We start from the raw sequence: 15,659 nt of genomic DNA on the forward strand, positions 1-15,659 counted from the left end.
CCACCTATCTTCTCATTTTAGGATCAAATGCATCTCTCAATCCATCACCAACAAAGTTAAATCCCATAACTGTAGTTAATATACAGATTCCAGGTGGAATCCAAATATATAAATATCCTTTCAAAATGATAGGGTCTGTTACTGCACTAACCATATTACCCCAAGACGCAAAAGGAAATGGAACACCAAATCCCAAGAAACTTAATCCCGATTCTGTAAGTATTATTCCACCAACTCCCAGTGTAGCTATAACGATTAGTTGAGGCATTACATTAGGAATAAGATGTTTGAAAATTCTTTTTCTTGGCTTTAATCCAATAGCTTCAGTAGCAATCATGAACTCTTGTTCCCTGAGACTCAGAATCTGTCCACGAACCAACCTAGCTACTCCTGCCCATCCCAAGATTCCTAATACTAACATTAGATAATATATTTTTTTTGACCCATCCACATCTAAAGTAATTAATACTGAACTCAAAATAAGTACGATGGGTAGAAAAGGTATACAGAAAAATATATCAACTATACGCATTATGATATTATCTGTAACTCCTCCAAAATATCCTGCAATACCTCCTAAAATAATACCAAAGAACAGCTCTATTGCTACAACTACAAATCCTATAACTAATGAAATTCTTCCTCCATACATTAACCTGGTAAAAGTATCACGACCATCTCTATCTGTACCTAGCCAATGATTACTTGAAGGTGGTGCTTTAATCAATACTTTTATATTTTTATCCTCATAATTTACAATGTCCTCTGTTAATTCAACACCGTCTTTTTGAAAAAATATTTGATATTCACCATATGGTGAGAAAAAAGGACCGATAAAACTTATTAAAAACATAGAAACAAGTATAACCATACCTATAATGGCTAATTTATTTCTTACAAAACGTTTCATTACCAGCTGCCCTGGTGTGATTATTTTGTCTACAACGATTTCTCTATCATTATTAGTAACTTGTTCATTTTCAATATCTATCTTTGATTTTTCTAACATGATTTTCTCCCCTCTCCAATTATTTTAATCTTACCCTAGGATCTGCGACACCGTATAAAATATCTGCTAGCAGGGTTCCCAGAAGTGTTAAAACAGCAGAGAATGTAAGAAATCCCATCATGTAATTTATATCTCCTGATTTCAGAGCTTTGAAAGCTGTAAAACCTAATCCATCAATAGCAAAAATCTGTTCTGTAATAATAGCACCAGAGAATAATGAAGGTAATAAACTACCTAGCATAGTTACAATAGGTATTAAAGTATTTCTGAAAGCATGCTTATATATAACTTTCCTTTCACTTAATCCTTTTGCCCTAGCTGTTCTTATATAATCAGCATTCAATACCTCAAGCATATTTGTTCTTGCATATCTCATAATACTTCCTATGCTTAAGAATGCTAATACCACAATAGGTAGTATAAAATGCCATGCCTTGTCCTTAATCAGTGCCCAACCGGTATAATCCATTCTAGCGGTTATCATACCTTGTAATGGTACCCATTCTAATCCAAAAGCAAATATTCTTTGAAGTATAGCTGCAAAGAAGAAACTTGGTAGTGAAATACCAATAAATGCAAATATGGTTACACCATAATCCAATTTTGAATATTGTTTTGTTGCAGATATTATACCTAGTGGTATGGCTACTATCATTTGTATTATGTAAGCAATGAATGCAATAGTGAAGGATGTCCACATTTTACTTTTTATTACTTCACTGACTGGTTGTTTATATAAGAAAGATTCACCGAAATCTCCCTGAATAGCTTTGCCTAACCAACCGACGTACCCTTTAACTATGTTTGTTTCCGTCCCATATAATTTCCTAAGGGATATTTTCATTTCTTCCGTAACATTTTGATTTCCTGCAGTCATAGTTTGAACATAATCACCTGGCATTACTCTTATTAAAGTATAGATTAGTATAGAAACTCCTAGTAAAATAAATATACAAACGAATAATCTTCGTATAATATATTGTCTCAAAATTATTCCACCATCCTTTCAACTTATATTATAATTAAGATTTTATTTGCAGCCCGAAGGCTGCAAATGTATAATTTATTATTTTAATTCTAAAGTCTCTATTTCTCTGAAATATCCATAGAATGGTGTCATATCTTTAGGTAGTGTATCAATGTCAATTACTTCTGGATTGAATATATACATATTCTTACGTTGGTAAACTGGCATTTCTACTGCATCATCCATGATGATATCAAGAGCTTTTGAATAGTACTCTTTTCTTTTCTCAATATCATTTGTTGATCTTGCATCAAGAATTAATTTATCTAACTCTTCATCTTTTATACAATAATGGTTACTAGGTCCATCACTATGGTAAGTTTGATACATATCAGGATCAATAGTCGCTTGCCATGCAGCTACCCACATATCCCACTCTTTAGCATCTAGTCTATCAAATAGTATAGAACCATCAACATCAGATATATCTAATATAGCACCTAATTTTTCCATTTCCTCTTTCATTTGAGTCAAGATAGGAGCTGATGGATGGTCCATGATACCATCTCCACTTATACCAATTTCAACCCTTAATTGTTTACCATCTTTTTCTAATACTTTACTACCGCTTTTATCTACTTGTTTATAACCAGCTGCTTCAAAACATTCAAGAGCTTTGTCAGCACTGAATTCATAATAAGGTTTTGCGTTTTCTGGATAAGCCCATGAAACCCTAGACATAGGTCGTTCTATTACACTAGCTAACTCACCATAATAAGTATTAATTGCTGGTTCTCTATTCATAAGATGCATTAAGCCTTTTCTTACGTTTTTATCTGTAATCCTTTCAGAGTTAATACCTATATATCCATAACCTAGATTTTCAATTAATTCGTAATGAATTCCTGCATCCTTAACATTTTGTACCATCTCAGGACTTGCTGTTGGATCAGAAATATCAACTTCTCCTAGAGTTACAGTTTCAAGCTTATTAGAACTTGATACAACTTGGTATTTTATGTTTTTGATTTTTGGTTCACCTTTAAAATAATTTTTATTAGCTCTAAAGGTTACAACATTATTTTCAAATTTTTCAAATGTGTATGCACCAGCACCCATTGGCTTATCATTTTTCTCTTTTACTTTTGTTAAATCACCTTTTTTGTATCCTTCGCCATAATAGTGTTCTGGAGTAACTTCAATGGCACCTAGATTCCAGATGGCTTTTGGATCTACTCCTTCAATAGTGACTTCAACAGTTAACTCATCAACTTTTTTAATACCTTCAATATCAGGAACCTTAATATTTCCACTAGCTAAATTCTCTTCAATGTATCCTTTTTCAAGCTCTTTGAATTTCATTTCTATAGCTTCTTCTTCATAATCACCATAACAGCAACCTGTCTCTACTTCAATAAATTTAGCTATAGATGCTTTTTTCAAGTCATCTCCTTCTAAACCATCAGGATTATCAAAACCTGTATATCCATCAATAACTTCAGCACCGTAAGACTCATATGCAGATATCATACGTGCTTCAACTTCTTCTTTCGTTACATCCTTTGAGCTAGCTTTAAATCCTTCTATAACTTCTGCATAATTAGGATCATCATAACGATATTCATTTATTCCTAGAATTGGAGTTGTATATATAGTTGAAGATCCATCATATTTTGGATCACATAATATTTTATATGTAAATATAATATCATCAGCTGTTATAGGTTCTCCATCGCTAAACTTTAAGTTATCTTGAAGTTTAAATCTATATACTGTCCTTATATTACCATCATCATCTTTGATTTCCTTTGGTGTTTCATATATAGCTAAATTAGAAGTAGGCTCTCCAAGACGATTATTGGACATTAATCTTTCCTGTGTACGTTCTGTTATCTCAGTGTCATATGCAGTTGTAGAAAAGTATGGGCTAAAAACAGCATTAAAATCTGATGAACCCAAAACTAATGTATCATATTTAGTTTTCTTTTCTTTTGGTTCTTTCTCTTTATCACTATCTTCAGTAACGGTTGCATCTCCCCCATCGTTTTCTTTTATTGTTGTTTTTTCTTCCCCCTTACAAGCAGTTAAGCTTAGCATCAAACATAAAATAAGAAAACAAATTGAAACTATCTTTGTAATATTCTTCATATTACTCCTCCTTTTTATATATTCCAGCTAAGATTTTATGTTCAAGTTCTATTATCTTTTTATGACTAGACCGGTTCTTTAAGATAATAATATAGGTTCTTAGCCAACCTATTATATATATATATGTTATAAATTTATGTAATTATAATGCATATTAAAAAGTATATATGATAATACATTAAATAAGTATTACCATATATTAATTATATTGTTTTTTTTTGCAATTGTAAAGCTAATTAGTGAATATTTTGTATTTATAGCATTATTGTTATGATTTTTGTTTTTATGTTGTATTAAGTAGTATTATTTAGATAATTAATATGTTTTGTTTTTATTTGTTTGATTATGTATGTATTTTTAGTCGTATAATGGGAGTATTTGGCAGTCATGGAAATGATCTAATAGATGATATATATTGTTTGTACTATAATAATATTATATTAAAAATATAATATACTATGAAACTAAATTATTTATAGTTTTCTTAGATGTACTCTTATTATTATAAGAAATATTTTTACACTAAAAAAACTTATAACATATAGTTATAAGTTTCTTAGTAGCGGAGAACGGAGTCGAACCGTTGACACTACGGGTATGAACCGTATGCTCTAGCCATCTGAGCTACTCCGCCATATTATCAAATTGTAAAATATAATGGGCGCAACAGGGCTCGAACCTGTGACCCCCTGCTTGTAAGGCAGGTGCTCTCCCAGCTGAGCTATGCGCCCTGGGAATATTAAAAAAAATTAGTTTTGCAACTAACGACCCAGAAGGGACTCGAACCCTCGACCTCCGGCGTGACAGGCCGGCGTTCTAACCAACTGAACCACTAGGCCAGATAAAATTAATTCTATACATTGAATAACTTATCTGTATATAACAGGGGCAGCAGGACTTGAACCCACGACATTCGGTTTTGGAGACCGACGTTCTACCAACTGAACTATGCCCCTAAATAATAAACGCTCAAAACAACACATTGAACAACATCTTTAATCATCTTATCAAACCTCTGCAAAGCTACATAACTTATATATCTTAACTCTTAGCTTAACTACCATACACTCAAATCTCTTTGATGTACTTAGGTCAAGCCCTCGACCTATTAGTATCGGTCAGCTGAACATGTTACCATGCTTACACCTCCGACCTATCAACCTTGTAGTCTTCAAGGGGTCTTACTACCTTTCGGTATGGGATATCTTATCTTGAGGGGGGCTTCACGCTTAGATGCCTTCAGCGTTTATCCCTTCCAAACTTGGCTACTCTGCTATGCACTTGGTAATACAACAGATACACCAGCGGTTCGTCCATCCCGGTCCTCTCGTACTAAGGACAGCTCCTCTCAAATATCCTGCGCCCACGACGGATAGGGACCGAACTGTCTCACGACGTTCTGAACCCAGCTCGCGTACCGCTTTAATGGGCGAACAGCCCAACCCTTGGGACCTACTTCAGCCCCAGGATGCGATGAGCCGACATCGAGGTGCCAAACCACTCCGTCGATGTGAACTCTTGGGAGTGATAAGCCTGTTATCCCCGGGGTAGCTTTTATCCGTTGAGCGATGGCAATCCCACTTTCATACCACCGGATCACTAAGTCCTACTTTCGTACCTGCTCCACCCGTCGGTGTCACAGTCAAGCCATCTTCTGCCTTTGCACTCTTCGAATGGTTTCCAACCATTCTGAGATGACCTTTGAGCGCCTCCGATACCTTTTCGGAGGCGACCGCCCCAGTCAAACTCCCCACCTGACATTGTCCCTACACCAGTTTATGGTGCCAGGTTAGAAATCCAGTACTACAAGGGAGGTATCCCAACATCGACTCCACAAAGACTGGCGTCCTTGCTTCAAAGTCTCCCTCCTATCCTGTACATGTAATACCGAATCCCAGTATCAAGCTGGAGTAAAGCTCCACGGGGTCTTTCCGTCCTGTCGCGGGTAACCAGCATCTTCACTGGTACTACAATTTCACCGGGCGCGTTGTCGAGACAGTGCCCAAATCGTTACGCCTTTCGTGCGGGTCGGAACTTACCCGACAAGGAATTTCGCTACCTTAGGACCGTTATAGTTACGGCCGCCGTTTACTGGGGCTTAAATTCAGAGCTTCGCTTGCGCTAACCCCTCCTCTTAACCTTCCAGCACCGGGCAGGCGTCAGCCCCTATACTTCACCTTTCGGTTTTGCAGAGACCTGTGTTTTTGCTAAACAGTCGCTTGGGCCTATTCTCTGCGGCCTCTATAAAGAGGCACTCCTTATCCCTAAGTTACGGAGTCATTTTGCCGAGTTCCTTAACAACGCTTCTCCCGTCGGCCTTAGGATTCTCTCCTCATCTACCTGTGTCGGTTTACGGTACGGGCACATACAAAACAATAGCGGCTTTTCTTGACAGTATGGATTCAGAGACTTCCCTACTTTTATTTCGGTCCTGTTCGTACTTCAGAAACGGACGGCGGATTTTCCTTCCATCCTATCCTTTGTACTTAAACGGGTTTTTCCATTCCCCGATTCTCTTATCCTCCTGTGTCCCCACAGTTCTGTTTGCATGCGGTACAGGAATTTCAACCTGTTGTCCATCGACTACGGCTTTCGCCCTCGCCTTAGGTCCCGACTTACCCAGAGAAGATCAGCTTTACTCTGGAAACCTTAGATATTCGGCCGAGAAGATTCTCACTTCTCTCTCGCTACTCATTCCGGCATTCTCTCTTCTTAATAGTCCACTGCTCCTTACGGTACAGCTTCTTCCCTTTTAAGAATGCTCCTCTACCACTGATATTACTATCAATCCACAGCTTCGGTGTCATGTTTTAGCCCCGGACATTTTCGGCGCAAGATCTCTCGACTAGTGAGCTATTACGCACTCTTTGAATGTATGGCTGCTTCTAAGCCAACATCCTAGTTGTCTTCGAAATCTCACATCCTTTCCCACTTAACATGTACTTTGGGACCTTAGCTGGTGGTCTGGGCTCTTTCCCTTTTGACTACCCAACTTATCTCGCGCAGTCTGACTCCTGATGAGCATCTATATGGCATTCGGAGTTTGATATGTTTTGGTAAGCTTCGCAGCCCCCTAGACAATTCAGTGCTCTACCTCCATTAGACTCCATCAAGGCTAGCCCTAAAGCTATTTCGAGGAGAACCAGCTATCTCCGGGTTCGATTGGAATTTCTCCGCTACCCACAGCTCATCCCCACGTTTTTCAACACGTGTGGGTTCGGACCTCCATTACCTTTTACGGTAACTTCATCCTGGCCATGGGTAGGTCACCCGGTTTCGGGTCTACATACACTGACTTAACGCCCTGTTAAGACTTGGCTTCCCTTCGGCTCCAGACCTTTAGTCCTTAACCTTGCCAGTATACGTAACTCGCCGGACCGTTCTACAAAAAGTACGCCGTCGATCATATATAGATCTTCGACTGCTTGTAAACATAGGGTTTCAGGTTCTCTTTCACTCCCCTCCCGGGGTTCTTTTCACCGTTCCTTCACAGTACTATTCGCTATCGGTCACTAGGTAGTATTTAGCCTTGGGGGGTGGTCCCCCCAGCTTCACACAGGGTTTCTCGTGTCCCGTGCTACTCTGGATCCTGCCAGCTCTTTTGAATTTTCACCTACCGGACTTTCACCGTCTTTGGTTGGCTTTCCCAAAACCATTCGGTTAATTCTCAAGATACCTTATGCAGTCCACAACCCCTAATAACTAGGTTATTAGGTTTGGGCTCTTCCCCTTTCGCTCGCCGCTACTCAGAGAATCGATGTTTCTTTCTACTCCTTCGGGTACTTAGATGTTTCAGTTCCCCGAGTTCCCCCTGCATAGCTATGTATTCACTATGCAGTAACTAGGTATTTCCTAGCCAGGTTTCCCCATTCGGATATCTCCGGCTCGATGGCTATTTGCGCCTCCCCGAAGCTTTTCGCAGCTTATCACGTCCTTCATCGGCTCCTAGTGCCAAGGCATCCACCCTATGCTCTTATTAGCTTGACCTATGTTTTAGTCATCTAAGAGCTAAGATTTACAAGTTATTTTATAGAATCTTTTGATTCTCGTAGCTTGTTGTTGCTTTGGTTTTTCTTGTTTTCACAGTTTTCCATATGCGACATATGGTTACTATTTATTTCAAGGATATTGATTATTTGATGTCTAGTTATTTCTTCTTCTCTTCTTATCGATGATTTATCATCAATAGTCCGATTGGATTAATAACTTACAATGTGTAGTTTTCAATGTTCATTTAAGAGTCGGCTTTACGTATGTAAAACGATCTCTTTCATTATAAATCTTTTTTTGTTTCTTTGTTTGGCTTGTGTTAAGCGCTAGGATATATTATCATAGTCACCAGCGTTGTGTCAAGCACTTTTTTTATTTTTTTTACTTACATTTCCTACAACTGATAACTAAATTCTTTAATCATCTTAAAGAATTTTGATAGTGTCATATGAAGTTAAAGTAAAACTGGTAATCTGGCAGCCACCTACTCTCCCAGGTCGTCTCCAACCAAGTACCATCGGCCGTTAATGGCTTAACCATCGTGTTCGGTATGAGAACGGGTGTTTCCCAAAAACGCATCGCCACCAGAAATTTTCTGTATTCTTTTGTTGTTCCTTGAATACTCAACAGTGAAACAATCAATTAATATTTTAACTTTAGTAAATCTTGATTTGATTTTCTCTGTGATTCTTAGAGAATATCAAATTTTAGATGAACTTAGTTAAAAAATTAATCTCCACTTAATTAATTAGTTTTATTCCATAAGTCCTTAGTGCTTTTATAAGATTAGCCTCGGCTTCTCTTATTTTCCTTAGAAAGGAGGTGATCCAGCCGCACCTTCCGATACGGCTACCTTGTTACGACTTCACCCTAGTCATCGGCTTCACCTTCGACAGCTCTCTCTTTGCAGTTGAGTCACTGGCTTCGGGCGCTTCCAACTCCCATGGTGTGACGGGCGGTGTGTACAAGGCCCGGGAACGTATTCACCGCGACATTCTGATTCGCGATTACTAGCGATTCCAACTTCATGTAGTCGAGTTGCAGACTACAATCCGAACTGGGACGGCTTTTTTGGGATTTGCTCCATGTCACCATTTTGCTTCCCTTTGTCACCGCCATTGTAGCACGTGTGTAGCCCAAATCATAAGGGGCATGATGATTTGACGTCATCCCCACCTTCCTCCGAGTTGTCCCCGGCAGTCTCTCTAGAGTCCCCAACTTAACTTGCTGGCTACTAAAGATAAGGGTTGCGCTCGTTGCGGGACTTAACCCAACATCTCACGACACGAGCTGACGACAACCATGCACCACCTGTCTCTTCTGTCCCGAAGGAAAGTTCCGATTAAGGAACGGTCAGAAGGATGTCAAGATTTGGTAAGGTTCTTCGCGTTGCTTCGAATTAAACCACATGCTCCACCGCTTGTGCGGGCCCCCGTCAATTCCTTTGAGTTTCAATCTTGCGATCGTACTCCCCAGGTGGAATGCTTAATGCGTTTGCTGCGGCACCGAGGTTCGACCCCCGACACCTAGCATTCATCGTTTACGGCGTGGACTACCAGGGTATCTAATCCTGTTCGCTCCCCACGCTTTCGTGCCTCAGCGTCAGTTACAGTCCAGAAAGCCGCCTTCGCCACTGGTGTTCCTCCTAATATCTACGCATTTCACCGCTACACTAGGAATTCCGCTTTCCTCTCCTGCACTCTAGCAAAGCAGTTTCAAATGCAGTCCCGAGGTTGAGCCTCGGGCTTTCACATCTGACTTACTTCGCCGCCTACGCACCCTTTACACCCAGTAAATCCGGATAACGCTTGCCCCCTACGTATTACCGCGGCTGCTGGCACGTAGTTAGCCGGGGCTTCTTAGTCAGGTACTGTCACTATCTTCCCTGCTGATAGAAGTTTACGATCCGAAAACCTTCTTCCTTCACGCGGCGTCGCTGCATCAGGGTTTCCCCCATTGTGCAATATTCCCCACTGCTGCCTCCCGTAGGAGTTTGGGCCGTGTCTCAGTCCCAATGTGGCCGATCACCCTCTCAGGTCGGCTACTGATCGTCGCCTAGGTAAGCCGTTACCTTACCTACTAGCTAATCAGACGCGGGTCCATCCTATGCTACCGGAGTTTTTACCACTGAGTCATGCGACTCTGTGGTCTTATGCGGTATTAGCACACTTTTCAATGTGTTATCCCCCTGCATAGGGCAGGTTACCCACGCGTTACTCACCCGTCCGCCGCTTTCCACTACCTAAATCACCCGAAGGTTCAATAGGTAGCTTCTCGCTCGACTTGCATGTGTTAAGCACGCCGCCAGCGTTCATCCTGAGCCAGGATCAAACTCTCATGTTAAAGTTTCATCTTGACCAGATTGCTCTGGCTTATATTTTATAGACTATCGTCTTATCCATTAATTTACTAAGGAATTTTCTTGGGTAAAACTTATTACTAAGTTTTTGGTTGTTTCACTGTTCAGTTTTCAAGGTTCTGTCCTGATTTGTTGCTTGCTGTTTTGTTTTCTTCAGCGAAAAGAATTATATCATTTATATATAATAAAGTCAAGGCTTTATTCGACATTTTTTAAATCTTTTTTTATGACATATGATTAGTTAAGTGTAAAATTTACTGTATATATAAGGAAATTAAAATTCCAATAACTGCTAATATTATTATTAATTTTTTTCTATCAGCTGATTTATTTCAAAGATAATCTTATTATTTATACTAAGAAATAACGTATAAATATTTTAATTAAGCCATGATTGTTTTGACTACTCATTAATTAACATTATGAATTTATTCTAACTATACTAGAAACCTCTTTAAGTATCTTTAATGAATTATTCCTGGTCATGAACTAATTTAATATAGTACATACAGACAGTACCATCCCCCTACAACATATAAGTTATTACAATATATATACTTAGTAATTAATATTACATAAAATTTTACAGTAATTATTCTAAGTTTTAGAATTTTACATCTCTTCCATTAATTCCATATTGAGATTGGATAATACATTTGTTAGACTTGTTGTTGAGGTGATTAGATGAAAAGAATAATGCTTTTAATGATTTCGTTAATTTTGGCTTTTAGTTTTTCCAGCAAAGCATTTGCTTCTCAAGTAATACCTGTTTACGTTAATGGAAATGTTTTAACTCCTGACGTTAATCCTTATATTCAAAATCAACGTACTTTTGTACCAATTAGATTCATTGGAGAAGCACTTAATGCTACGTCAATCAAATGGGATTATTCATCCAAGACTGCTACATTGGTATTTAATCAAACTGTAATTAAATTACCCGTAGGTTCTAGATATGTAACTGTAAACGGTAAACAATATAAAATCGATGCACCAATTAACTTAGTCAGAGGACGAACTTTCGTACCTGTAAGATTTATATCTGAAATATTAGGATATGACGTAAAATGGGCTAATAGCTCAGTATATATCAGCAATAATGGGTATACCCCTCCTTCAAACAAATATAGCTCAGAAGATTTATATTGGTTATCTAGAATTGTAGAGGCTGAAGCAGTCGGTGAACCATACGCTGGAAAATTAGCAGTAGCTAACGTAATCATTAATCGAAAAAAAAGTTCAGAATTTCCAAGCACAATAAAATCTGTTATTTTTGATAACAAATACGGTATTCAATTTACACCAGTTGCAGACGGCAACATATACAATACCCCTACTCAAGAGAGTATAAATGCCGCTATTGCAGCACTGAATGGTTCCAATAACATTGGTAATTCATTATATTTCCTTAATCCAGCAAAATCTTCAAATTTCTGGATTATGAATAACCGTAAATTTGTTACTCAGATCAATAATCATTACTTTTATGCTTAGGCAAGAATAATTAATTTTACTCAAACAGCTAAATACCCCCTTCTTATAATAAAAAATACCCTAAAAGGTAAATTCTTATCTACTTACCTTTAGGGTATTTTTTCTATTATTAATCAAATTCTCTTCATGCAGCTTTTGCGGGTAATTTTTCATTCTTGGTCGATGTCTTTTTTTCGTACTTTTTTTCAAATAGCTTAATAACTTTTTTACCTATCAAAGATATAGCAAATGTTATTGATATTAATAAGATTGATTTAAGAGGCTTTTCTACAAATGCCCTTATATTAAATCCTATGAAACTTAGAGAAAATATCATTATAAGCTTACCAAGAACCAACGCACTAATATATTCTCTATTTTTAATGCCTGCTAGAGCTGCTAAACCACAAACAACTATAGAAGGTGTAAAAGGAAAAGTTAATAAGAAGAATATAGGGGTAAATCCTTTATCCTTAATCCAATTAAAAATATTATAGATTTTTTCGTTTTTAGCAATCTTCTGCTGGAATCTTTTTTGTCCAAATTTCTTTATTACCAAGAATACAATAATTGAGCCGATGCATGAACCTAACCATGAATATAAATAACCAGTCCAAAAGCCAAAGGCCATAACATTAATCGTTACAAATAATATTAAAGGTAATGGTGGGAAAAAAGCTTCAATCATTGCTAATCCAACACCGGCAAACATTCCCATAGAGCTTATTTGATTAAGCATGTCTGTCCAATAGCCAAGTGTCATTAACTCTTTAAACCATTCAATCATAATCCCACATCCTTTCTTCTTCGTCTATCTATAAATTCAACATATTATTAGTATATCCAACAAGTCTAGTATAATTTATTAATATTAAAATCTTATTAAAATATATTAAAAAATATCTTAAATTATTATAAATCTTTAATTTTAGCATTAAAATAATTTTTATAGCTATTGGAGAAGTTTATTTGTAATAATAGAATTAAAGAGAGATTCTACATTATCATTAGATATCTCTCTTATTAATTATTTAGTATTCAACGCCTAGTCCACCGAACAAAACAAAACTTTTAACTATAAGTACTTTATTTGAATCAGCCATCTCTCTTTTTGTTTTATTATCCCATCCACCAAAAAGAGGAAATCCTTTTACTTCAACTTTCCAATCCATAGGTACTTTTATATCAATACCACCAAATGCAACGAATGCATCAATTATTATTGGTTCATTTTCTGTGATATTAGCATTTCTTAGATCAACATCAATACCACCAAATGCAGTACCTAAATTACCTCCTTGAAAATCTGTTGAATCATTAATTATATCGCTTCCTGAAAACAAACAAAAAGTGTCTAGTATATTATCTGAGTATATTTTTTTATTACTACGTTTTTTTTTAGGAATTATTAGCCAAGCACCAACTATAATGACAACTGCAGGGAATATGAATTCACCAATATTAATACCTTCCAGAATTTTTAGATTCAATTCCTTTAATTGAAATATAACACCAACAATTATCAATACAGAAGCTAAGGTTTTTGAACCATATTTATCAAATAGATTTACTAAGCCAATAGCAATTAATATAAGGGGCCAATAAGTACCAAAGATATTTTCACTATCAATTATATCCAATCTACCTAATAGAATTACAACACCAATTGCAATTATCAATATACCTAATAGATTTCTTTTTTTCATATCAGTGTCCTCCTTTAACAATATTTATTATGTAACCAATGTTATTTTGAACAATTCTGTATTTGTCAAAATAAACTATTAATAAATAATATGTTAATACTTTTGAATATATTTTAACATATACTTATAAGTAATAAAAGAATTAATTGGTTAAAATAGAGATATATCAAATTATGCTTGATTTTTTCACGATTAACAACTATAATGATTTAGTTATAGAAGATAAAACACAAATAAGATTAAGGATGAGATAATATAATGAATTTCAACGAATTAAATATATCTGATAATATTTTAAAAGCTATATCTGATATGGGATTTGAAGAAGCAACTGAAATACAAGAAAAATCAATTCCAGAAATATTATCAGGCAGTGATATTATTGGACAATCCCAAACAGGTACAGGTAAAACGGCAGCATTTGCAATTCCAATATTAGAAAAAGTGGATCCATCTATTAAAAAGCCACAAGTATTAGTCCTATGCCCTACAAGAGAGTTAGCTGTTCAAGTATGTAATGAGTTCAAGAAGCTAACAAGATACATGCATAATGTAAAATCATTTCCTGTTTATGGTGGCGAACCTATCTATAGACAGATTTCTGTTCTAAAAAAAGGTGTTCAAATAATCATTGGTACTCCTGGAAGACTTATGGATCATATGAATAGAAAAACCATCAAACTTGACCATGTTAATTCAATTATACTGGATGAAGCTGATGAAATGCTTAATATGGGATTCAGAGAAGATATTGAGACCATACTAAGTAAAATACCTAACGAAAATCTTCAAACTATACTTTTTTCAGCAACTATGCCAAAAAGTATCTTAGATATTACTCATAATTACCAAAAGAAGCCTAAGCTTATTAAGATTACAAGAAAAGAATTGACAACTGATACTATCGATCAAAGATATTATCATGTTCTTGAACATCATAAATTAGAAGTTCTAAGACGATTGATAGATGTGTACCATCCAAAACTATCATTAATATTCTGTAATACCAAAAAGAAGGTTGATGAGGTAACAGACTTATTACAAGACAATGGTTACGCATGTGATAAAATACATGGAGACATGAATCAAGTAGTAAGACTTAGCGTACTAAACAAATTCAATAAAGGTATTATTAATATACTTGTTGCTACTGACGTTGCTGCAAGAGGCCTTGATATTCAAAATGTTGAAGCGGTTGTTAATTATGACGTGCCAGATAATGAAGAATATTATGTCCATAGAATTGGTCGTACAGGTAGAGCAGGTAAAAAAGGTACTTCTTATACTTTGGTTTCTAAAACAGAAACTAGGAGAATATCGAATATAATTAGATATATTAAAAAAGATATACCTAGAAAAAAAATTCCATCAATCAACAAAGTTAATGCTGTTAAGATAGATAACTATATGGAATCACTAGCTTCTACTATTGACAATACTTCTGATTTGGAACAATACGAAAACATCATAAACAAACTTAACGATAAAGGTTATACTTCTGATAAGATAGCCGCAGCACTACTTATGTCTAATCTTGAATTAAAAGAAGAAAATAACATGAATCTGTCTTATGAAATCAGTAGAAGACAACCATACAATAATGATAGAAATGACAGAGGAAATAACAAATCCAAACGCTATGGCAATAAAAGAGAAAAAGGTATGTCAAGATTATATGTCAATATTGGAAAGAACCATAAAATAGGTGTTAGAGATATAGTTGGTGCCATCGCAGGCGAAACTAAGATAAAAGGTTCCTCCATTGGTTCAATTGATATGTATGATAAATATACTTTTGTGGAAATACCAGAAAAATACGCTAATCAAGTTATTGATAAAATGAATCAATCAAGAATCCGTGGTAAAAATATTACAATGGAATTAGCCAACACAAGAAAAAGAAGAAGATAAATTTTAATTGTATAGTTAAAATTTCAGACCTCTGTTTAAGTAACATATTATATATTGCTTGAACAGAGGTCTGCCTGTATATTATGGTATTAATGT

7 protein-coding genes, 4 tRNA genes and 3 rRNA genes are annotated in these 15,659 nt (G+C 36.1%); 2 read left to right on the plus strand and 12 right to left on the minus strand.

Annotation, left to right across the window (positions count from 1 at the left end; all coding sequences use genetic code 11):
• Positions 1-4 precede the first annotated feature (4 nt).
• The 10 genes from opp4C to HYG85_RS01360 form a co-directional block, all read right to left on the minus strand.
• On the minus strand, positions 5-1,009 hold the full coding sequence (opp4C, locus tag HYG85_RS01315; protein WP_113671055.1) for an oligopeptide ABC transporter permease: 1,005 nt from the start codon (positions 1,007-1,009) through the stop codon (positions 5-7).
• Between the two features lie 19 nt (positions 1,010-1,028).
• A complete protein-coding gene (locus HYG85_RS01320; RefSeq protein WP_113671056.1) occupies positions 1,029-1,997 on the minus strand; it encodes an ABC transporter permease in 969 nt (322 codons plus the stop codon).
• Between the two features lie 78 nt (positions 1,998-2,075).
• Positions 2,076-4,124, minus strand: coding sequence for an ABC transporter substrate-binding protein (locus tag HYG85_RS01325; RefSeq protein WP_212691960.1), 2,049 nt, complete (start codon positions 4,122-4,124; stop codon positions 2,076-2,078).
• Between the two features lie 560 nt (positions 4,125-4,684).
• Positions 4,685-4,758: transfer RNA gene (locus HYG85_RS01330), tRNA-Met, on the minus strand.
• Positions 4,759-4,782: 24 nt separating this feature from the next.
• Positions 4,783-4,855 (minus strand) — tRNA-Val (locus tag HYG85_RS01335).
• Between the two features lie 34 nt (positions 4,856-4,889).
• Positions 4,890-4,963, minus strand: a tRNA-Asp gene (locus HYG85_RS01340).
• Positions 4,964-5,007: 44 nt separating this feature from the next.
• Positions 5,008-5,080 (minus strand) — tRNA-Trp (locus HYG85_RS01345).
• Positions 5,081-5,212: 132 nt separating this feature from the next.
• Positions 5,213-8,111, minus strand: a 23S ribosomal RNA gene (locus HYG85_RS01350).
• Positions 8,112-8,585: 474 nt separating this feature from the next.
• Positions 8,586-8,703: ribosomal RNA gene (gene rrf, locus HYG85_RS01355) — 5S ribosomal RNA — on the minus strand.
• A gap of 226 nt (positions 8,704-8,929) precedes the next feature.
• Positions 8,930-10,457 (minus strand): 16S ribosomal RNA (locus HYG85_RS01360).
• The 16S, 23S and 5S rRNA genes sit together here with 4 tRNA genes alongside, the layout of an rRNA operon.
• A gap of 700 nt (positions 10,458-11,157) precedes the next feature.
• Here HYG85_RS01360 and HYG85_RS01365 point away from each other — a divergent pair.
• Complete coding sequence (locus HYG85_RS01365) at positions 11,158-11,967, plus strand: stalk domain-containing protein (protein ID WP_212691961.1); 810 nt, start codon at positions 11,158-11,160, stop codon at positions 11,965-11,967.
• Between the two features lie 124 nt (positions 11,968-12,091).
• On the opposite strand, the gene HYG85_RS01370 is transcribed toward HYG85_RS01365, so the two are convergent.
• Together HYG85_RS01370 and HYG85_RS01375 are read right to left on the minus strand one after the other, a co-directional pair.
• Positions 12,092-12,733, minus strand: coding sequence for a TVP38/TMEM64 family protein (locus tag HYG85_RS01370; protein WP_113671060.1), 642 nt, complete (start codon positions 12,731-12,733; stop codon positions 12,092-12,094).
• A 244-nt stretch (positions 12,734-12,977) separates the two neighbouring features.
• Entirely contained in the window at positions 12,978-13,652 is a 675-nt protein-coding gene (locus tag HYG85_RS01375) for a LiaF transmembrane domain-containing protein (protein WP_212691962.1), read from the minus strand.
• Between the two features lie 258 nt (positions 13,653-13,910).
• Here HYG85_RS01375 and HYG85_RS01380 point away from each other — a divergent pair, with 258 nt between their 5' ends.
• Entirely contained in the window at positions 13,911-15,563 is a 1,653-nt protein-coding gene (locus HYG85_RS01380; protein WP_113671062.1) for a DEAD/DEAH box helicase, read from the plus strand.
• Positions 15,564-15,659 lie beyond the last annotated feature (96 nt).

The sequence above is a fragment of the Vallitalea guaymasensis genome, from assembly GCF_018141425.1.
Taxonomy (GTDB): Bacteria; Bacillota; Clostridia; order Lachnospirales; family Vallitaleaceae; genus Vallitalea; species Vallitalea guaymasensis.

What these genes read in the sequence shown, in the direction of transcription:
- opp4C (WP_113671055.1), bottom strand. Translation starts at nt 1,009, where the DNA reads ATGTTAGAAAAATCAAAGATAGATATTGAAAATGAACAAGTTACTAAT.
- HYG85_RS01325 (WP_212691960.1), bottom strand. Translation starts at nt 4,124, where the DNA reads ATGAAGAATATTACAAAGATAGTTTCAATTTGTTTTCTTATTTTATGT.
- HYG85_RS01365 (WP_212691961.1), top strand. Translation starts at nt 11,158, where the DNA reads ATGAAAAGAATAATGCTTTTAATGATTTCGTTAATTTTGGCTTTTAGT.
- HYG85_RS01370 (WP_113671060.1), bottom strand. Translation starts at nt 12,733, where the DNA reads ATGATTGAATGGTTTAAAGAGTTAATGACACTTGGCTATTGGACAGAC.
- HYG85_RS01375 (WP_212691962.1), bottom strand. Translation starts at nt 13,652, where the DNA reads ATGAAAAAAAGAAATCTATTAGGTATATTGATAATTGCAATTGGTGTT.
- HYG85_RS01380 (WP_113671062.1), top strand. Translation starts at nt 13,911, where the DNA reads ATGAATTTCAACGAATTAAATATATCTGATAATATTTTAAAAGCTATA.